The 19,905-nt window shown below is 40.6% G+C and carries 14 protein-coding genes; 3 read left to right on the top strand and 11 right to left on the bottom strand.

Annotated features, from left to right (window positions below; all coding sequences use genetic code 11):
- Positions 1-211 precede the first annotated feature (211 nt).
- Both AC1RJ8_RS09780 and AC1RJ8_RS09785 read left to right on the top strand, forming a co-directional pair.
- Positions 212-1,228 carry a pectinesterase family protein gene (locus AC1RJ8_RS09780; RefSeq protein ID WP_492953640.1) on the top strand — a complete coding sequence of 339 codons (1,017 nt, stop codon included), beginning with the start codon at positions 212-214 and terminating at the stop codon, positions 1,226-1,228.
- A gap of 16 nt (positions 1,229-1,244) precedes the next feature.
- Positions 1,245-1,985, top strand: coding sequence for a rhamnogalacturonan acetylesterase (locus AC1RJ8_RS09785; protein WP_492953641.1), 741 nt, complete (start codon positions 1,245-1,247; stop codon positions 1,983-1,985).
- A gap of 205 nt (positions 1,986-2,190) precedes the next feature.
- Here the strand turns inward: AC1RJ8_RS09785 and AC1RJ8_RS09790 are convergent, their stop codons facing one another.
- The 11 genes from AC1RJ8_RS09790 to AC1RJ8_RS09840 form a co-directional block, all read right to left on the bottom strand.
- Entirely contained in the window at positions 2,191-3,816 is a 1,626-nt protein-coding gene (locus tag AC1RJ8_RS09790) for an NADP-dependent glyceraldehyde-3-phosphate dehydrogenase (RefSeq protein WP_057930772.1), read from the bottom strand.
- Between the two features lie 117 nt (positions 3,817-3,933).
- Positions 3,934-5,373: an MFS transporter gene (locus tag AC1RJ8_RS09795; protein ID WP_492953642.1), complete on the bottom strand. Its 1,440-nt coding sequence runs from the start codon at positions 5,371-5,373 to the stop codon at positions 3,934-3,936.
- A 22-nt stretch (positions 5,374-5,395) separates the two neighbouring features.
- Entirely contained in the window at positions 5,396-6,058 is a 663-nt protein-coding gene (locus AC1RJ8_RS09800) for a bifunctional 4-hydroxy-2-oxoglutarate aldolase/2-dehydro-3-deoxy-phosphogluconate aldolase (RefSeq protein WP_492953643.1), read from the bottom strand.
- A complete protein-coding gene (locus AC1RJ8_RS09805; RefSeq protein ID WP_492953644.1) occupies positions 6,051-7,106 on the bottom strand; it encodes a PfkB family carbohydrate kinase in 1,056 nt (351 codons plus the stop codon). Before AC1RJ8_RS09805 ends, AC1RJ8_RS09800 begins: the two co-directional genes overlap by 8 nt.
- A gap of 114 nt (positions 7,107-7,220) precedes the next feature.
- Positions 7,221-8,621: a glucuronate isomerase gene (gene uxaC, locus AC1RJ8_RS09810; protein WP_492953645.1), complete on the bottom strand. Its 1,401-nt coding sequence runs from the start codon at positions 8,619-8,621 to the stop codon at positions 7,221-7,223.
- A 197-nt stretch (positions 8,622-8,818) separates the two neighbouring features.
- Positions 8,819-10,465: a UxaA family hydrolase gene (locus tag AC1RJ8_RS09815; RefSeq protein ID WP_492953646.1), complete on the bottom strand. Its 1,647-nt coding sequence runs from the start codon at positions 10,463-10,465 to the stop codon at positions 8,819-8,821.
- A gap of 1 nt (position 10,466) precedes the next feature.
- Positions 10,467-11,978: a tagaturonate reductase gene (locus AC1RJ8_RS09820; RefSeq protein ID WP_492953647.1), complete on the bottom strand. Its 1,512-nt coding sequence runs from the start codon at positions 11,976-11,978 to the stop codon at positions 10,467-10,469.
- Between the two features lie 55 nt (positions 11,979-12,033).
- Positions 12,034-13,065 carry a pectate lyase gene (pelA, locus tag AC1RJ8_RS09825; protein ID WP_492953648.1) on the bottom strand — a complete coding sequence of 344 codons (1,032 nt, stop codon included), beginning with the start codon at positions 13,063-13,065 and terminating at the stop codon, positions 12,034-12,036.
- Positions 13,066-13,244: 179 nt separating this feature from the next.
- Positions 13,245-15,176, bottom strand: coding sequence for a glycoside hydrolase family 88 protein (locus AC1RJ8_RS09830; protein WP_492953649.1), 1,932 nt, complete (start codon positions 15,174-15,176; stop codon positions 13,245-13,247).
- A 5-nt stretch (positions 15,177-15,181) separates the two neighbouring features.
- Positions 15,182-16,855: a glycoside hydrolase family 28 protein gene (locus AC1RJ8_RS09835; protein ID WP_492953650.1), complete on the bottom strand. Its 1,674-nt coding sequence runs from the start codon at positions 16,853-16,855 to the stop codon at positions 15,182-15,184.
- Between the two features lie 159 nt (positions 16,856-17,014).
- Positions 17,015-17,971: a pectinesterase family protein gene (locus tag AC1RJ8_RS09840; RefSeq protein ID WP_492953651.1), complete on the bottom strand. Its 957-nt coding sequence runs from the start codon at positions 17,969-17,971 to the stop codon at positions 17,015-17,017.
- Positions 17,972-18,261: 290 nt separating this feature from the next.
- On the opposite strand from AC1RJ8_RS09840, the gene AC1RJ8_RS09845 reads away from it, so the two are divergent.
- Positions 18,262-19,902, top strand: coding sequence for a glycoside hydrolase family 43 protein (locus AC1RJ8_RS09845; RefSeq protein WP_492953652.1), 1,641 nt, complete (start codon positions 18,262-18,264; stop codon positions 19,900-19,902).
- Positions 19,903-19,905 lie beyond the last annotated feature (3 nt).

Genomic DNA, 19,905 nt, shown 5'->3' on the forward strand with positions numbered 1-19,905 from the left:
AAAAGCTAAGAAAAACTCCAAAAAAAGAGTTTTTCTTAAAATAAATTTGCAATTGTGGTAAACCTAGAATACGACCGGAGCAACGCGTAGTGGAGAGATCTGCCTCGATAGATCTCTCGGCTACATTGCACTCCGCTCGAGATGACGGCTCTTGGGTAATGACAATCCAGGAGTTGTTAATTAAAATTAAATTCAGATCTTAACTGACCAAATGACAAGAATATCCTACTTCAAGCTGATCACGCTACTCCTCTTCAATATATCCTTTCTTTATCTCCGTGCCCAGGATCCCAAATATCCTTCTGAAATAACCGTTGCACAAGATGGCAGCGGAAATTACAAAACCATTCAGGAAGCCATCAATTCAGTGAGGGATTTAGGCGAAAAAGAAATTAAAATTCACGTTAAAAATGGCACATATAAGGAGAAACTGATTATTCCATCATGGAAAATCAGGATTTCGATTATCGGAGAAGATGTCGAAAAAACCATTATTACCTTTGGTGATTATTCAGGAAAGCCAAATCCTCTGGGTAATGATGCTTTTGGCAATCCCAAGTTCAGCACCTATACCTCATTTACCGTACTGGTTCAGGGAAATGATATCCAGCTTGAAAATTTAACTATTATCAATTCATCTGGAAGAGTTGGGCAGGCTGTAGCCTTACATGTAGAAGGTGATCGTTTTTTAGCAAAAAACTGCAGGTTTTTGGGTAATCAGGATACGCTTTATGCCGCAATCGAAAATAGCCGTCAATATTATCAGGACTGTTATATCGAAGGCACAACCGATTTTATTTTCGGTAAAGCGACAGTAGTATTTCAAAATTGTACCATCAAAAATCTAAGCGATTCTTATGTTACCGCTGCCTCAACTTCGGCGCAGCAAAAATTCGGATTTGTTTTTATAAATTGTAAGCTCATTGCAGATGAAACTGTAACAAAAGCTTATCTCGGCAGGCCTTGGCGACCTTATGCAAAAACGGTATTCATTAGCTGCAATCTGGGCAAACATATTTTACCCGAAGGTTGGAATCCCTGGAAAGGCGACCTGATGTTCCCAAATAAGGAATTGACCGTTTTTTATGCAGAATATAAAAGTAAGGGCGATGGCGCGTCGCCTAAAACGAGGTTGCCCTGGACAAAACAATTAACAGATAAAGAGGCAAAAAATTATACTTTAAAAAATATATTAGGTGGAACGGATCAATGGAATCCAGCTAAATAAAATAACTGATAAAAACATGAACAAAAATTTCTTTAAAATTTTGGCGGCAGGAACAATAGCCGTTTTATTTTCTTTTACATTCATTCAAAAGAAAACAAAACTCTATATCATTGGCGACTCTACCGCAGCAAATAAAGAAGAAAAGGCCTATCCGGAAACAGGCTGGGGCATGGCATTACAGTCTTATTTCAAGGCTGATGTTACCGTTGATAACCGGGCTTTGAACGGACGGAGTACAAAATCTTTCAGGGCAGAGAAGCGCTGGGACCCAATATTGGCTCAGTTAAACCCGGGCGATTATGTTTTCATCGAATTCGGACATAACGATGAGAAAGTTGATAAACCAGCTGTCGGTGTATCCTTAGCCGATTTTAAGATCAACCTGGTTAACTACGTAAAAGAAACCAGAAGCAAAAAAGCATTCCCTGTTTTACTTACACCAATTTCGCGCAGAAGTTTTAAAAATGGGGTTCTAATGGATTCACATGGTGATTATCCGCGTATAACCCGCCAAGTAGCTGATTCGTTAAATGTACCACTGATTGATATGCTGGTGAAAACCGAAAGTCTGTTAAACCGCCTGGGTGAAGAACCATCCATCAAATTATTCAATTATGTTGATTCGGGAAATGTGAACTACCCAAATGGCAAGAAAGACAATACACATTTAAGCCCGGAGGGAGCCAAACAGATTGCCGGTTTAGTGGTGAAAGGGATTAAAGAGTTAAAGTTGAGTTTGGTAAAGAGTTTGAAGTAAAATACGGCAGGAATCGTCCTCGTTTGCAACGAGGATGTATGAGAATAGCGATTAGATCGCCGAGATGTAATTACAATACCTCGCATTACAAATGCGGCACTCACTAATCCTCGTTACAAACGAGGACTATAACACATGATAAAAGCCGCAAATTCAGAGATTTTTAATCTATGAATCTGCGGCTTAGTTTTTGTAAAACTTCTAATTAGAAAATATACTTCGTACTTAAGAAGTTCGAATCATCACCTTTAACAATTTCGTTCAATAACTTTTTATTGTCATCTGTAAATTTGGTTGCTACCAACGAACGGATCGAGAACGAACGCAATGCATCCACTACAGAAAGCGTTCCTTCAGCACTGTCTTTACGACCAGTAAAAGGGAAAGCATCTGGTCCTCGCTGACATTGGCAGTTGATATTTACACGACTTACCTGGTTAACCAAGGGATCGATCAATGAAGAAATTACCGCAGCGTTATTGCTAAAAATACTCACCTGCTGGCCGTGTGGCGAACCAATTAGATATTCGATAGGTTCTTCCAGATCATCAAACGGAACAACAGGAACAATAGGACCAAACTGCTCTTCGCGGTATAGTTTCATATTGCTGTTTACCGGATACATAATGGCTGGATAAACGAAAGTTTCTAAGGTTTGTCCGCCATTCTTATTGATCACTTTAGCGCCGTGCGAAACTGCATCATCAATACATTCTTTTAAATATTCAGGCTTGTTCAGCTCAGGCAGCGGTGTAAGGTTTACGCCTTTCTCCCATGGCATACCAAATTTCAGTTTCTCTACCTCGGCAGATAACCGTTTTAAAAACTCCTGTGCCAAACTGCGGTGAACATAAACGATTTTAATCGCAGTACAACGCTGTCCGTTAAAAGAAAGCGAACCTAAAACAGTTTCAGAAACCGCTAAATCAAGATTGGCATCTTTAGTAATGATTGCAGCATTTTTAGCATCCAAACCTAAAATTGCCCTTAAGCGGTTTACTTTAGGATGCAGTTTTTTCAGTTCGTTGGCTACTTTACTCGATCCGATTAAAGTAAGTACATTAATTTTTCCCGATTTCATTAGTCCAGGCACAATGGTATTGCCGCGGCCATAAATGGTATTTACAACACCTTTAGGGAAGCTGGAACGGAAAGCCTCTAATAAAGGATAATGTAATAAGGTACCGTGTTTAGGTGGTTTGAATAAAAGCGTATTGCCCATAATCAAAGCGGGGATAAGCGTAGTAAAAGTCTCGTTTAAGGGATAATTGAACGGCCCCATACAAAGCACCACACCTAAGGGAGAACGGCGCACCTGGGCAACAATTCCCTGCTCAATTTCAAAACGCGACGATTGCCTGTCGATATCTTTCAGTGCATCGATAGTCGCGTAGATATACTCAACTGTCCGGTCGAATTCTTTAACCGAATCGGCATACGATTTCCCGATTTCCCACATAATCAATTTCGCAACAATTTCTTTTTGCTCAATCATTTTATGGGTGAAGTTTTCTACGCAGCTAATCCGATCGGCAACGCTCATGGTTGGCCATTGGCCGCGGCCGTTATCATATGCAGCTACGGCTGCATCTAAAGCTTCTGTCGACTCTTTTTCTGTACAAACAGGGAAACTACCGATACGTTTTCGTTTTAAGCCTTCAGGGGTTTTTACGCATACAGGAGAAAACACTTCATTAAATGGTCCATTCCATGGTTTCATCTCTCCATTTGAAAGAAACTCTTTTTGATTGATTTCTTCCTTGAGCCTAAATTCATCTGGAATCTGGCTCTCTTCAACGAAAATACTTTCGAGGTTTAGCGATGTACTCAATTTGGGGTTGTTGTTAGGGTTAAATTAATGTTAAGTCTATAGTTTAAGTATAGATTTACTGTTATAAAAAGGCCGGGTATCAGGATTGTTTATGCTCCTTAAGCCTCGGCCTTTAAATTATTTTAGTTCGATAACTTTATATTTTGGCACTAAGGTTTTCATTACTGTCCAGCCGATGAGGTAACATACCGCACAGATAGAGAAGATAATAAAATAACCTGCTTCTTCACCTTTAAAACCCATAAAAACAATCTCGTTTTTGCCTGTATAATCAAACAATAAACCAGAGCCTTTATTGATAATGAAAGAGCCTAAGCCGCCTGCCATACCACCAATACCCGTAATGGTGGCAATTGCCTTTTTGGGAAACATATCGCCTACGGTTGAAAATATATTTGCCGACCATGCCTGGTGAGCGGCACCTGCAATACCGATAATGATTACCGGAATCCAATAGGTAATGTGTCCCAAAGGTTGCGCTGCTAAGGCTAAAAGCGGGAAAAACGCAAAGATCAACATCGCTCTCATTCTACCCTCATACGGATTCATACCTTTTTTATCAACAAAATAGGTTGGCAACCACCCACCAATAATAGACAGTAAGGTTATCATGTAGAGTACAAATAAGGGAAGGGCACTTTGCGTAGAATCCATTCCATAAACCGATTTCAGATATGCTGGTGTCCAGAATAAAAAGAACCACCAAACCCCATCAGTCATAAATTTACCAAAAGCAAAAGCCCAAGTTTGTTTATATTTAAAACAGTCTATAAAAGAAACTTTTTCTTTAGTCTCTTCTACATAATCAGCCAATTTACGGTCGTTGATCACATCCTGCTGAATATAAGCCAATTCTTCAGGACTAACCCTTTTATGCAATTCTGGTTTATTGTACACAAATACCCATAATCCCATCCATACAAAACCCAGTGCACCGATAATGATGAACGACATTTCCCATCCATAGGCTTTTGCAATAAAAGGAATGGTAATCGGTGCAGCTAGTGCACCTACAGTAGCGCCTGCATTGAAAATACTGGTTGCAAATGCCCTGTCTTTTTTAGGGAAGTACTCGGCCGTGGCTTTAATCGCGGCGGGAAAATTTCCTGCCTCTCCAACAGCCAATACAAAACGGGCAAAAATAAACAGGGTAACACTTACCGAAACGATTAATCCGGTATCGTTAACACGGGCAATAACTTCTTTAGCCCCTTCGAATCCTACAAACCAGTTTCCATTGATAATCCCAGCTGTAGCGATACCACAGAAAGCATGTAAACAGGCGCCAACAGACCACACGCCTATTGCCCACAAAAAGCCTTTTTTGGTATCGAGTTTATCAACTAAACGACCCGCAAAAAGCATCGATATTGCATAGAAAATAGAGAACAGGGCCGTAATATTTCCATAATCATTATTATCCCAATGAAATTCTGGTTTAATAAAATCTGTCCAGGTTAACGAAAGTACCTGTCTATCTAAATAATTTATGGTCGTAGCTAGAAATAACAGCAAACATATGGTCCATCTGTATTTGCTTGTTTTGGGTTGGTTCATTTGGTTAGGGTGTGTTAAATTTTTATTTGCTCTGCTGAATTAACTCAAGCGCTAATTTTGTATTGTCGAATAACTCCTCGTAAAGACCTTTGGTCATCACCTCTTTACTGATTAATTTGCTGCCCATACCTACGGCACAAACGCCTGATTTAAACCAGGTTTTTAGGTTGTCGGCATTAATTTCTACACCACCGGTTGGCATAAATAACTGTCCGGCAAAAAGATCTTTAATTGATGAAATAAATTCAGGGCCTAAAATATTGGCGGGGAAAATTTTGATCAGCATGGCTTTGTGCTCTTGTGCAACGCTGATTTCGGTCGGCGTCATACAACCCGGGATCCAAAGCATGCCAATTTTGTTTGCAATTTCGGCAACTGCCGGATTTATAATCGGTGCCACAATAAAATCTGTTCCAGCTTCGATAAATGCATGTGCATCTGCAGGCGTTTTAATGGTTCCGATACCCAAATAAAGATCTGGCATCTCTGCATCACGGATTTCTTTCAACTTTTTAAAGTTCGGAAGGGCCGATTTGCCCCGGTTGGTATATTCGAAAACACGAACACCGGCTTTATACAAAGTACGTAATATTTCTACGCTACCCGATTCGCTATCCTGGTAAAAAAGGGGTAACATGCCCTGCTCTAAAATGGCATCTAAAATTTTGTGCTTGTTGCTAATCATTGCGTATTATTCTTTTTTCTATATCGGCTACGGTACTGGTTGTAGCATCGCTTGGAATGTATAATTTATCGTATGCTGCTGCGGTGGCAAAATTCAAGGTTTCTTTGGCCGACAACTGGTTGTAAAAGCCATAAATTAGGCCAGCCATAAAACAATCGCCACTACCCACCTTATCTAAAATTTCTTCAGAAACATATTCTTCAGAAACTGTTAATTCATCGGCAGTATAAATGGCAGTATAATACCTTATACCTTTACCATGATCGAACCTGAAAGTATTTGCAACCGCCTTGCAAGACGGAAACAAACTTAATATTTCTTTAGAAGTATCTGTTGCCTGTTGCAGTAACGTTTCCTTTGCATAACCCTCAGTTGGTATTAAATCTTCGTGAAGTGCAGTACCCAACATTTTATTGGCGGCCCACACATTGCCCATAATCAGCGTGCAATATTGAGCCAGTTGAGGCAAAACATCAATCGGATCTTTACCATACTTCCAAAGCTTGGCGCGATAATTTAAATCGAGCGAAATGGTAATATTTTTCGCACTTGCCACTTTTAAAGCTTCTAAGCAAACATCAGCAATAGATTGATTTATTGCCGGGCATATGGCACTAAAATGAAACCAGCCCACACCATCGAAAACTTCATCCCAGTTAATCTGTCCAACCTTTAAATCTGCATAGGCCGAATTTGCCCTATCGTAAATTACGCCTGCATTTTTTAGGTCTTTCCCTTTCGGAAGATAGTATAAACCCAAACGCTCGCCATGATAAACCATTGGTGTGGTATCGATGTTCCTTGCATCCAGATAATCTACAATTTCACGGGTTACCGAATTATCCGGCACAGCCGATAAGTAAGTTGAAGGAACATTCCAAAGTGCCAGTGCCGTTGCTACATTCAGCTCTGCACCGCCAACATAAAATGGCAGTTTATTTTCTTTTAACCACTGGCCATCCATATCTGGACAGATGCGCAAAAGTATTTCACCAAAGCTTAAAACTTTTTCTCCTTTTTTTGATGAAGCGAATATTTGGATGCTCATTTTTGTATCTAATCGGCGTATTTCATGCTGTTTTCTGCAACGGTATGAAAATGGAAGGAAAACGATTGAAATGATTTGATTCCAACGAAATACCTCTTTAAAGCCCTATTTTGGTTAAAATTTAAAGTAATTTTTTGCGTTAAAGTACGAAATATCCTGAACAATTTTACCAACCCACTCCAAGTCGTTAGGTAATTCGCCGTTCTCAATGTCTTCTCCAAAGAGGTTACAAACGATCCTTCTGAAATATTCGTGACGGGGAAAAGAAAGGAAGCTGCGCGAATCGGTAAGCATACCCACCAAACGGCTTAACAGCCCCATGTTTGATAATGCATTTAATTGTTTGATCATACCATCTTTTTGGTCTAAAAACCACCATGCCGAACCGAATTGCACTTTACCCGCAACCGAACCATCGTTAAAGTTTCCGATCATGGTTGCAATTAATTCATTATCGGCTGGGTTAAGGTTATAAATAATGGTTTTTGCCAGTTTATCTTGATTATCCAAACGGTTTAAGAATTTAGAAAGCATTCGGGCCTGGCTAAAATCGCCGATCGAATCCCAACCGGTATCTGGGCCTAATTGCCTTAACATCCGGGCATTGTTGTTACGCAATGCGCCTAAATGATATTGTTGTACCCAACCTTTTTCATGATCCCATTCTGCAAAATAAACCAGCATAGCCGATTTAAATTTCAGGTTTTCCTCGTAAGAAATATGTTGTTTACTGCGAATTTTATCAAAAATTGATGCAATTTCTGCTTCTGTATAGTCTTCTGCGTAAATCTGTTCTAAACCATGATCAGAAACTGAACATCCATTTGCCGCAAAGTAATCGTGACGGCTTTTTAAAGCATCGATGTAATCCTGGAAGCTGCTGATTGTTTTATCTACAACGCTTTCTAATTTGTTGATATACTCGTTTAAACCTTCAATATCGTCACTATTCATCGCTTTATCCGGGCGGAAAGCCGGTAACATTTTAAGGTTTGCACCCTCTCTCGCCAATTGTTGGTGATAGTTTAAGCTATCCAAAGGATCATCGGTAGTACAAACAGCTTCCACATTCATTTTAGCTAACAGACCGCGTACGGAGTACTCAGGTGTTTGCAGTTTTGCAGAACATTCATCGAAAATTTTCTGCGCCGTTTTACCCGAAAGCAGGTCGTTTATGCCGAAATAACGCTGAAGCTCTAAATGTGTCCAGTGGTATAAGGGATTGCGAAGGGTGTAAGGAACAGTTTCTGCCCATTTTTCAAATTTTTCATAATCTGATCCGATACCGGTAATGTATTTTTCATCAACACCGTTGGCACGCATGGCTCTCCATTTGTAATGATCGCCCGCAAGCCAAACCTGACTGATGTTGGCAAACTGCGTATTATTGGCAATCTGCTCTGGAATAAGGTGATTATGGTAGTCGATAATCGGCAATGATTTTGCAAAATTGTGATAAAGCTTTTCAGCAGTTTTGCTTTGCAAAAGAAAATTTTCGTCTAAAAAAGGTTTCATGCGATGTGATTTGAGACATTAGATAATGGATTTGAGATGATCTAAATGTCCTTCTATTAATTTTTTATTTATATAATAATATTTGTCCCGTCCCCGGTCTGTGTCCCCGCAAACCGGAACTCAATTTACGTTTTACTCGCTTGGTGGTCTTTGGGGACACAGACCACGGCGAAAGACTTGAGACTTATGACTCACGACTAAAGGCTCACCCCCCGTTTCCATGGAATAAAATCATCCTGATTAAGCAACACCGCTTTAGGAATTACTTCGCCACTGGCTGCTTTAATGCAATATTCCAAAATGTCTTCTCCCATTTGCTCGATGGTTTTTTCGCCTTCGATTACCGGCCCGCAATTGATATCGATAATATCGCCCATACGTTTGGTTAATGCATTATTGGTTGAAACCTTAATGGTTGGGCAAACCGGGTTTCCGGTAGGTGTACCCAAACCTGTAGTAAACAAGATTAAGGTTGCTCCAGACGCTGCTTTTCCTGTCGTGGCTTCCACATCGTTTCCAGGAGTACAAACCAAGTTCAATCCTGGTTTTGTAGCGGGCTCAGTATAATCCAAAACATCTTCAACCGGCGATGTTCCGCCTTTTTTGGCTGCACCAGTACTCTTAATCGCATCGGTAATTAAACCATCTTTTATATTTCCAGGCGATGGATTCATGAAAAACCCAGAGCCTACATTTTCTGCAGATTGATTGTAAGCAGTCATCAATTGGATAAATTTACGTGCTGCGGTTTCATCTTTGGTACGGTCGATTAACTGTTGTTCTGCGCCGCAAAGCTCAGGGAACTCGGCAAGAAGTACAGTACCGCCTAAAGCCACCAATAAATCAGACGTATAGCCGACTGCCGGATTAGCACTAATTCCACTAAAACCATCGCTACCACCACATTTAACACCTAAAACCAGTTTGCTTAACGGAGCAGGCTGACGTTCGATATTATTGATTTCAGTTAAACCGATAAAAGTTTTTCGAATCGCTTCTTTCACCAATTGCTCTTCGCTTTGCGATTGTTGCTGCTCAAAAATAAATAAAGGTTTATCGAAATTCGGACTGCGGTGTTTTAAATCGTCCATAAAATCTTTAACCTGTAGGTTCTGGCAGCCTAAACTCAATACGGTTACACCAGCAACGTTAGGGTGATCGGCATATGCGGCCAATAACTTACTTAATACAGCAGCATCCTGGCGGGTACCACCGCAACCACCCTGATGGTTTAAGAATTTAATACCGTCAACATTTTTAAAAACACGGTTGGCCGTTGGATTTGCCTGTCCGATAGAACTTGGATCGGCCTCAGCTAAAATTTCACCATTTTTATAAGCCTCAACCAGTTGGTGGGCATAAGATTTGTATTTATCGGTTACTGCATAGCCCAATTCATTGTGCAAAGCCTCACGGATCACATCCAGATTGCGGTTTTCGCAGAAAACGGTCGGAATAAACAACCAATAATTTGCAGTTCCCACACGGCCATCACTACGGATATAACCGTTAAAGGTTCTGCCTTCAAATTTAGAAACATCAGGTGCATGCCATTCGTAATGATACGGGCGGAACTCGTATGGATCAGAGGCATGTTTAGTATTTTCGGTATCCATTAAACCACCTTTTAGGATGAAATGCTGCGCTTTCCCCACCAGCACGCCATACATAATAATGTGATCACCTGCGTTCATATCCTGCATAAAAAACTTATGCTTAGCCTGGATATCATCCTGTAAAATATATTCCTGCCCATCGTAAATAACGGTTTCGCCTTTTGCCAGGTTTTGCAGGGCAACAAGCACATTATCGTTAGGATGGATTTTTAAAATTCTAGTAACCATTTTAAATTGTTCTTTCTGAATGCAAGTTACTTAAAGTTTCTTTTGCACCCTTGTTCTGTAATAAATCAACGTAAGATTTTACGGCCGCGTTAAAGCCGGGATAGTTATTCAGGTTTTTATCCCAAAGACGTCTGTCGCCAAGGGTATTATCTACAACCGTTTCAGGGTTTTTCCAGTATCCGTATAAAATTTCTGCGAATTCATCCTGTATCGGAAAGGTTTTTCCGTTTGCGCTGGCCGTGTAAGTATCACCATCTTTATTCACATTCATGAAAAGGATATAAGCTGCCACACCTAAAGCGGTAAGTTGAGGAACTTCGTTTTTTAAAGCGTAATACCTTCTAATTAATGGCATGTTACGCATCTGCATTTTTGAGGTGAAGTTTAGCGTGATGGCCTGCCACTGGTGCTCTAAGGATGGATTGCTAAAACGGTCGATTACGCTTTCTGCAAAGGCAATTGCTTCATCATAGGTAATATCTTCGTTTACCACAACAGGCGCAATTTCATCTTTCATCAGTTTTAACACATGGGCTGAGAAATCTTCATTCGCCATAGCTTCTTTTACAGTATTAAAGCCCGCTAAAATGGCCAATCCGCAGCTGATGGTGTGCGTACCATTAAGTAAACGAAGTTTTAGCTCTTTAAATTTATCGATCGATGGAACGATAAAAACCCCTTTATCGGCCTTTGCAAAAGATAAAATCTCCTTCACTTTTTCGCTTGACGATTCGATGGCCCAAAGTCTGAAGGGTTCTGCCATAATCATGAGTTCATCTTCGTAACCCAGTTCACTTTCAATCACTTTTTGTTCGGCCTCGGGAAGTTTTCCCGGAACAATCCTATCAACCAGAGTCTTGCAGAAATGATTAGCCGTTTTTAACCAGTTTTCGAAATCCCAGCCCAATTTGTTCTGGATAGCCAGATCCAATAAAATTTCTTTCAATTTATCAGCATTGTCACTGATTAATTCCGTTGGAACAATCACCATTCCGCTTTCGGCCGAACCATTAAACGCAGTATATCTTTCGTGCAAAAACGCCAGTAATTTCCCAGGGTAAGATTGCGGTGGGTTATCGGTTATTTTATCTTCGCTTTTAACAATTCCAACTTCCGTTGTATTCGATATTACAACCTGCATTTCTGGCTGGTGGGCAGCTTTTAAAATTTCGGCCCAATCTTGCGAAGCAGATAAAACACGGCTAATAGAAGAGTTAATTGAATTTTCTTCCACATTAACGCCATCTTCGATACCCTTTACACAAAGCGTATATAAATTATCCTGTTTCGAAAATGCATCAGCACCACCTTTTGATGTAGATTTAACCACTAAAACACGACCATTAAAAATCCCTTTCTGGTTAGCCTTATCAATAAAATAATCGGGTAGACCACGTAATAAAACACCTGTTCCAAACTGGATTACTTTTTCTGGTAAAGCCAAAATCTCAGCGCTTGGTTTGGTAACCTTGTCGCCGTTAATGTTTGCTAAATTCTCTTTGTTTAAAATCATTGCCTTTTCTAATTTCTGTCATTGCGCGCTGCTGGTAATGACGGGTTATAATTATCTATTTTCCGGTTGTGGCTAACCACTTCGGGTATTCCTTTTCAATTAATTTCTGTCCCCAATTGCCATACCAGGCATAACCATTTCGGCGCTCAGGACTTAACTCTTCCAATTTTGTTTTAATCGTATTGTCGCGATCGCCGAAAATAGGCGTGTTTTTATCCATATCGTAAAAACGCGCCCAGGTATTGGCTGTGTCATCAGCAACCAAGGCCGCGGTTTTAATATTGGTTTTAGGATCGCTCGGTCTATCGAAACGATAACCGGCAATTTTATAGGTATCGAACCATTTTACCGCTGCGGCAATTGCACTTTTTACTTCCGGTGATGGATTTTTCAGCCTCATCAGGAAACGGACAATACCTGCCGATTCACTTGTGCTTAACGAAGCCGGCTCAAATGCTCTTGCTTTTGCTGGCAACATCGAGTCTTTATCGTATTGCGCAGCCCAGATGGTTAAAGTTCCATTCTGTTTTACCTGTGTTTTGATAATACAATCGATACCTTTTGCGATGGCTTTCTCTGCTTTTTTGATATAAGCTGGATTTACGACCTCAAAATCGTTTTTCTGCGTAACAATATCCTGTAAGATATTAAGCACATTAATCATTGCATCATCATTGTAAGTAATTTCTGAACGGTACAAAGCTTTATCAGGATAATATTGTGGCCAGCCACCATTGGCATATTGAGCAGCTAAAATATAATCCAATCCTTTTTCAGCTGCAGCTAAATAAGCCTTATTCTGTGTCTTTTTATAGGCTTGAACCAGGTATACCACTTCTCTGCTGGTGGCTTTATTGTCGAATGTGGCGTGTAAATCTTTAGTTGCTTTTATCCTGGCTAAAAGCTCAGGCGTTAATGTTGCACCATAGTTAACCACACTTTTATCTTCCAACTGCTTCGGCCAGCCACCATTGCCCAGTTGATAGACAAGCATTTTTTCTGCGGTAGAATCAGTAGGCTGCTGCGCATAACACGATAGCATTAAGCTTACACAGATCAGGGTGAACAATATTTTTATTTTCATCATTTTGTTTGTTCTTTGTTTGCCACGGAAGCACGGATTACACGGAGAACTTTTTTATTCCATGGTCTGTGTCCCCACAGACCATTAATTTTCATTTCCTTGTCCATGCGCCATGGTTCGTGTCCCCACTAACCATTTAGGCTTTTTCCGTGGCTAATATTTAATTTATCTGTGGTTAAATCCTACTTTTTACCCGGAACCTGTTTAATCAACCAGTTTACCAGATCGTTCGTTGCCTTAAAGTTTTCAAAATCTGCGGGCAATTTTCTGCCATCGATATATTCGTTGTAAAACCAAGGATCTCCCACCGCGAAAACGGTTCCTTTGCCATATTTTGCTGTTGCAATAAGCACATCACCATTATCAGTTAAGGCCGAAACGGCAGGGCTTTTTGTCACAATAGTGGAAATCTCTTTGATATAAACTTTCTTAGCTGTTTTAAAAATTGAGTTTCCGGCAGGGATTTTTACCGCTCCCTGCTCAAAGTTCGAACCTTGAACCTTATTGCGGCTATCTTCATTAAAATGGATACCAAAAGTTTCTGGCAGCACATTGAATTTTGAAATTTCACAATTACCAGCATCATTTAATAAGAGTACCAATACACCGCCAGCTTTAACCCATTCGCTAACCTGTTTGGCGTGTGCAGCATTCATGAAATTTGGGTTTGCCGTTTCTTTCTCCGTATCAGGGTCTACAATAATGTAAATGTTACTGCCTTTTAAATTTGCTGCTGTTGGTGCCGTTTTAAGGGTCGTGGTTTTTACGCCAGCATCATTAAATACTTTACCGAATAACGAAAAGCCATTGTTATCATCTTCTTCCCATACGTAATGAAAGGGGATTTTATCTCCGGTTGGGCCAGTCATATACTCGTTATTGAAGAAATTATCAACCGTAACGGTTAAACCTTTACCTGTTTTAGGCAGTGCGGCAATTTCCATTTCTGAAGCGGCGCAGATAAACGAACCTACACCTTTCGGATCGTTGGTAATTACTTTTTCGCTGATGTAATAGTCGAAACTTCCATCGCGGTATTTAGGTTTCCCGCCCAATCCCGATACTGAAACGGTTTTGGTCAGGTTAATTCTTTCTGCACCTGCCTGCTCAACAAATTCTTTCTTTAAGCCTGCATAGCCTTTATTTGCTGCAGCCATAAATGATGGTGCCAACCAACCTTTACGCACCCCTTTGGCCAGGCCATAAACAAACATGCTCGAAGCTGAACTTTCCAGATAATTCCCTTTTCTGGTTGGCATATCCAGAATATCGAACCAAACACCCGATTTTGAATCCTGGTATTTTACTGCAGCGGTTGCCGTACGGTTTAAAATGGCAATCAATTCTTTCCGTTGTGGATGATTGGCCGGAAAATTATCCAACACATCTACCAAAGCCATAATGTACCAGCCCATTGCCCTTCCCCAGAAATTTGCTGAGCGGCCTGTTTTTTTATCGGCCCATTGCTCTGCTCTACTTTCATCGTATCCATGATAAAGTAATCCTGTTTTAGCATCGCGGGCATTTTTCTCCATCAGGATAAACTGCTTGGCAATATCGTCGAAAGCTGCATCTTTTTTCATCAGCTTGGCGTATTCTGCGTAAAACGGTTCGCCCATGTATAAGCCATCCAGCCACATTTGATTGGGATAAATTTTCTTGTGCCAAAAGCCACCTTCCTGTGTACGTGGCTGTTTTTGCAGCTGATCGTATAATTTAGTTGCTGCTAACAGGTATTTCTGTTGTCCGGTAACTTTATATAACAATAATAACGAACGGCCATTTTTAATGTTGTCGATATTAAAATCGTCAGGTTTATATGTATTGATATTTCCTTCCTTATCCAAATAGGCATCCATTGAACTTTGGATGTACTTGAAATATTTCCCATCACCGGTATTCCGCCAAACCGTTGCAGCACCTTCCAATACCACGCCCATGTCGTAGGTCCATTTAGGGCCTTTGGCCCCTTTTAATAGTGTAGTATCCTGAAACAGTTTTTCCATTGCTGTTAAGGTTAACTGTTCTGACAATTTCTTTTGCGCAAATCCACTTTGTGTTAAAATAGAAAAACCGATGAGCGCAGCTGCTGTATATAGAATTGATCTCTTCATGTTTGTTATTTTGAAATTTCCAGTGCTTTTTTATCTACCTCTAAACCTAAAAGCGTAGCCATTTTTGCTTTAGAAACATCTGTTCCGCTAATTTTTACACTTTTTGTTTTTTCGCCCGATACGTCAAACAAAACCTTGCTGTTATCAGGGTATTTTAAGTTATTGATATTGATGTTCGAACTGTTCTGGATCAATACAACCGGACTGGTATCTTCGGTAATTACATTTATGTTTTTAAGGAAAATTCCAGCGGCCTCAATAATTTCAATGCCTTTCTTTGCTTTTATGGTTACGTTTTCCAGGTGAATATCTTTGATATTCATTTCTGGCAATCCCCTGAAAAATATAGCTTTTTCAGCGCCATTGGCTACCACATCTTTAATATAAAAATTTCTGAACTGAGGGGTAGCTTCGGTTACCGGAACGGTAACCGTTTTAATGGCTTCGCGTTTTTCGCCTGCCAAAGGAACCGGATCAACCGCAGCGTAATACATATCAAACAAAATTGCTTCACCTGGAATATCGATCATGTTGATGTTGTTGATGTAAATATTTTCTACCACACCACCACGTCCGCGGGTAGTTTTAAAACGCAGGCCAATATCGGTGCCGATAAAAGAACAGTCGTACACCCAGATATTTTTCGCACCACCGCTCATCTCACTTCCGATTACAAAACCGCCATGGGCATGGTAAACCACATTATTCCGAACAATTACATTTTCTGTAGGTACGCCACGTTTGCGGCCTGCTTCATCTCTTCCCGATTTAATACAGATCCCATCATCACCCACATCGAAAGTGCTACCTTCAATTAATACGTTTTTGCACGATTCTACATCAACACCATCGCCATTCTGCGCAAACCAGGGATTTTTTACTTGTAGGTTTCTTAAGGTCAAATCCTCGCAAAGTAAGGGATGTAAATTCCATGCAGGTGAATTTTGAAAGGTAACACCCTCTAAAAGAATTTTTTTGCAACCTGTTAAAACCAGCAAATTCGGACGGAGAAAATCTTTGATATCTTCATAATCAGCTGCTGTTTTACCAGCTTCAATTACACCTGCATTTTTAGTATTCGAACCTTTAACGGTTTTCTCAGATGGGTACCACATTTTTCCATCAGCCCTCACTACGCCACCAGATGCCACCAAGGTTTTCCACTGTGTTTCGGTAAGTTTATCTTTTTTAACCATACGCCAGGCACCACCGTTACCGTCGATAATTCCCGTACCGGTAATGGCTATATTTTCGAGGTTAACACCCGAAATCGGACTCTGGTTTCTCCACGCGGGCTGGCCTTCCCAATTTCCCTGTACCAATTTGTATTGGTTAAAGTCGTCGGTAAACTGAAGGATTGCATCGCGTTTAAGGTGTAGGTTTACATTACTTTTTAACTCAATAGGACCAGTTAACCATAAGCCTGAGGGAATTAAAACCACACCACCACCTTTTTGGCTTACACTGGCTATGGTTTTATTGATACTTTGCGTGTTTAAGGTAATCCCATCACCCTTTGCTCCAAAGCTGGTAATACTAGTGGTATCTTTTTTAAATTTAACCTGCTGGATAACGGGTAAGGCTTGCTTTTGTTGCGCGATAGCAGCACTTGCAGAAGATAAAATTAAGCATGCCAGAGCTACCTTAATATGGCATAAACGACCAGAAATATGTTTCATTATTTGCGCTGTTAAATTATACTTGGTTATTGTAATAACAAGTGTACGTTGTTTGCACTTAAAACAGAAGAGAAATCTATGCAATCGTTACCGGAAAACGAGGCAAAAAGGCAGTCACAATAACGCGCTTAATAGCTGTATATCAGCAACTTAATACTCCTATTTCATCTCTGGATCCCATCCACGGAAAACGTTTTCCAAAATGTAGTCCTTATACTCCTCATCGGTTAATTGATGCGCCCAATTTACCCTGCTTTTTGGATCGGCGCCTTTTCCAGTACTTTTATATTCAGCGTAATAGGCCGTTTTCTCATTGCTCTCTTTGCCCCAGTTGTTCCAGCCCTCAGGGCGGATTAAATCTGGCAGCTCGCAGTTGAGGTAAGCAACTTTTGCATAAGGCCTCCACGGTCTGCCCAGGTAAAAACTATTGGCTGGTGCATCTCCTTTGATTTTGCATTTGTTTAATACATAACCAAATTTTGTAGTATCGGCAGTTGATGCCGCGGTGATATAACCCGCCTTTTTACAAAAAATAGTACAGCTTTCGAACCAGGCTGTAGAAGCTCCGAAAATAAAATCTACCGTTCCTTCGATGTAACAGTTTTTATAATATTGGCGATTGTTGCCACCATAGGTATAAAGTGTATCCTGAAAGCCTAAAAACCTGCAGTTGGTAAAAATTAATTTATCACCCCCAGCCCAAACCGCAACGGCTTGCCCCACCGGACCCGATGAATTTTCGAAAGTGATGTTTTCTGCAGAAAAACCTTCGCCGTAAATATAAAAGCTAGAAGAGCCCGAAGTACCTTTTTCTTCGCCAAAAGCATTCTTCTTCTGTGCATAATCGTCATAAGTTAAAATGGTTTCGTTAAGGTTCTCCCCAATAAATTTCACATTCTTTTTAGAGGCGGCCAAGATTAGCTTTTCTTTATAAATACCTTTTTTGATAAAGATTATGGTTGTTTTGTTCCTGAAATCGGGTACCGCATGTATCGCTTCCTGTACCGTTTTAAAGTTTCCGCTTCCATCGGCGGCTACCACAAAATCGGATTTAACGTCAAATGCATTTGCAACAAAGGAAATCGTTGCAAGAAAGAATAGAATGATTGCTTTCATATCAATTTGGTTAGGCTTAAATTAAAATCGGCCACGTAAAAGTATAAACTTTGTAACGCAGCCGTGTTTTTAAAATATATGATGAACAATTTTAAACATTAATATTCATCAGAAAGAAGTTTTTTAAAGATTAAACATTGCAAACGATGTCGGGAACGATTGCACAATAACAACTTGCCTAAAAATAAAAAAAAACTTAATCTTGTTATTACCCAAGGCGTCATGCTGAACTTGTTCAGCATCTTGTTTGTGAGCTATTACTGACCAAATATTAATAACATCATTGTATAATGAAACATCTATTTAGTTTAATCCTCGTTTTAAGCTTTAGCATAAATACCTTTGCCCAACCCACTCCAAAAAGTGGGTTCACATCTAAAGTTTGGGTTTCTGACTTAGGTAATGGAACCTATAAAAATCCCGTTATCAACGCCGATTATTCTGACCCTGACGCTATCCGGGTGGGAGATGATTTTTATATGATCGCCTCCAGTTTTGATGCTATCCCAGGCTCGCCGATCCTGCATTCGAGAGATTTGGTGAATTGGAAAATAATCGGCCATGCCTTAAAACGCCAGCCTCCGTTTGAGCATTTCGAAAAAACACAACATGGTAATGGCGTTTGGGCACCTTCTATCCGCTACCGCAATGGCGAATTCTATATCTATTATCCCGACCCTGACTTTGGGATTTATTTGACAAAGGCTAAAACCATAACAGGGACGTGGTCTGCGCCAAAATTGGTTGCCGCAGGTAAAGGACTGATTGATCCTTGTCCATTTTGGGATGAAGACGGCAAGGCTTACCTCGCTTACGCCTACGCAGGCAGCCGTGCGGGCATAAAAAGTGTTTTGGCCATTATGCCATTAAGCAGCGATGGATCAGAAGCTACAGAAACCGGCAGAATTGTGTACGATGGCCACGAACTCGATCCAACCATTGAAGGGCCAAAAGTTTATAAACGCAACGGCTATTACTATTTGTTCGCACCAGCCGGGGGCGTTTCTACAGGCTGGCAATTGATTCTGAGAAGTAAAAATATCTACGGACCATATGAAAGAAAGATAGCCATGGATCAAGGGAAATCTTCGGTAAATGGCCCTCATCAGGGCGCCTGGGTAAATACGCAAACAGGCGAAGATTGGTTTCTTCATTTTCAGGATAAAGATGCTTATGGCCGCGTGGTTCACCTGCAGCCGATGAAATGGGTCAATAACTGGCCTGTTATCGGGCTCGATGCAGATGGCGACGGTAAAGGCGAACCGGTTATCACCTATAAAAAACCAAATGTGGGCAAGGTTTATCCGATTGAAACGCCGATAGAGAGTGATGAGTTTGAAACTTCAAAACTAGGCTTGCAATGGCAATGGCAGGCCAATCCGCAGCCTACCTGGTTATTTACTGATGCAGGCAGGGGGTTATTAAAGTTATACACTTCGAAAATTCCTGACGATGCCAAAAACCTTTGGGAGGTTCCGAACTTGTTGATGCAGAAATTCCCTGCAGATGAATTTATGGCAACAACAAAACTCTTGTTTAAACCTAACCCAAAATTGGAAAACGAAAAAACGGGTTTAGCGGTGATGGGGAGAAGTTACGCGCAGATTAGCATTAAAAGCAAAAAAGACGGATTGTACCTTACGCACGGTGTTTGCCAAAGTGCCGACAAGGGAAAAACCGAAAATGAAAAGGAAATTGCCAAGCTAAAATCGGGTTCGGTATATTTCAGGGTTAAAGTTACTGCTGGTGCAAAATGCCAGTTTAGTTACAGTGAAGATGGTAACCGTTTTACGGATGTAGGAGATGAGTTCCAGGCCACCGCAGGCCAATGGATCGGCGCAAAAATGGGAATATTTGCCACCAGAGATACCCAAACCAATGATTCAGGAATTGCCGAATATGATTGGTTCCGTGTACAAGCATTAAAATAACAA

The organism is Pedobacter sp. GW822-FHT03F06, from assembly GCF_058801365.1.

Bases quoted from the DNA above. Each gene is read 5' to 3' on its own strand.
- AC1RJ8_RS09805 (WP_492953644.1), bottom strand. From the start codon at position 7,106: ATGAGCATCCAAATATTCGCTTCATCAAAAAAAGGAGAAAAAGTTTTA.
- AC1RJ8_RS09815 (WP_492953646.1), bottom strand. From the start codon at position 10,465: ATGGTTACTAGAATTTTAAAAATCCATCCTAACGATAATGTGCTTGTT.
- AC1RJ8_RS09845 (WP_492953652.1), top strand. From the start codon at position 18,262: ATGAAACATCTATTTAGTTTAATCCTCGTTTTAAGCTTTAGCATAAAT.
- AC1RJ8_RS09795 (WP_492953642.1), bottom strand. From the start codon at position 5,373: ATGAACCAACCCAAAACAAGCAAATACAGATGGACCATATGTTTGCTG.
- AC1RJ8_RS09835 (WP_492953650.1), bottom strand. From the start codon at position 16,855: ATGAAACATATTTCTGGTCGTTTATGCCATATTAAGGTAGCTCTGGCA.
- AC1RJ8_RS09840 (WP_492953651.1), bottom strand. From the start codon at position 17,971: ATGAAAGCAATCATTCTATTCTTTCTTGCAACGATTTCCTTTGTTGCA.
- AC1RJ8_RS09830 (WP_492953649.1), bottom strand. From the start codon at position 15,176: ATGAAGAGATCAATTCTATATACAGCAGCTGCGCTCATCGGTTTTTCT.
- pelA (WP_492953648.1), bottom strand. From the start codon at position 13,065: ATGATGAAAATAAAAATATTGTTCACCCTGATCTGTGTAAGCTTAATG.
- AC1RJ8_RS09780 (WP_492953640.1), top strand. From the start codon at position 212: ATGACAAGAATATCCTACTTCAAGCTGATCACGCTACTCCTCTTCAAT.
- AC1RJ8_RS09785 (WP_492953641.1), top strand. From the start codon at position 1,245: ATGAACAAAAATTTCTTTAAAATTTTGGCGGCAGGAACAATAGCCGTT.
- AC1RJ8_RS09820 (WP_492953647.1), bottom strand. From the start codon at position 11,978: ATGATTTTAAACAAAGAGAATTTAGCAAACATTAACGGCGACAAGGTT.
- uxaC (WP_492953645.1), bottom strand. From the start codon at position 8,621: ATGAAACCTTTTTTAGACGAAAATTTTCTTTTGCAAAGCAAAACTGCT.
- AC1RJ8_RS09800 (WP_492953643.1), bottom strand. From the start codon at position 6,058: ATGATTAGCAACAAGCACAAAATTTTAGATGCCATTTTAGAGCAGGGC.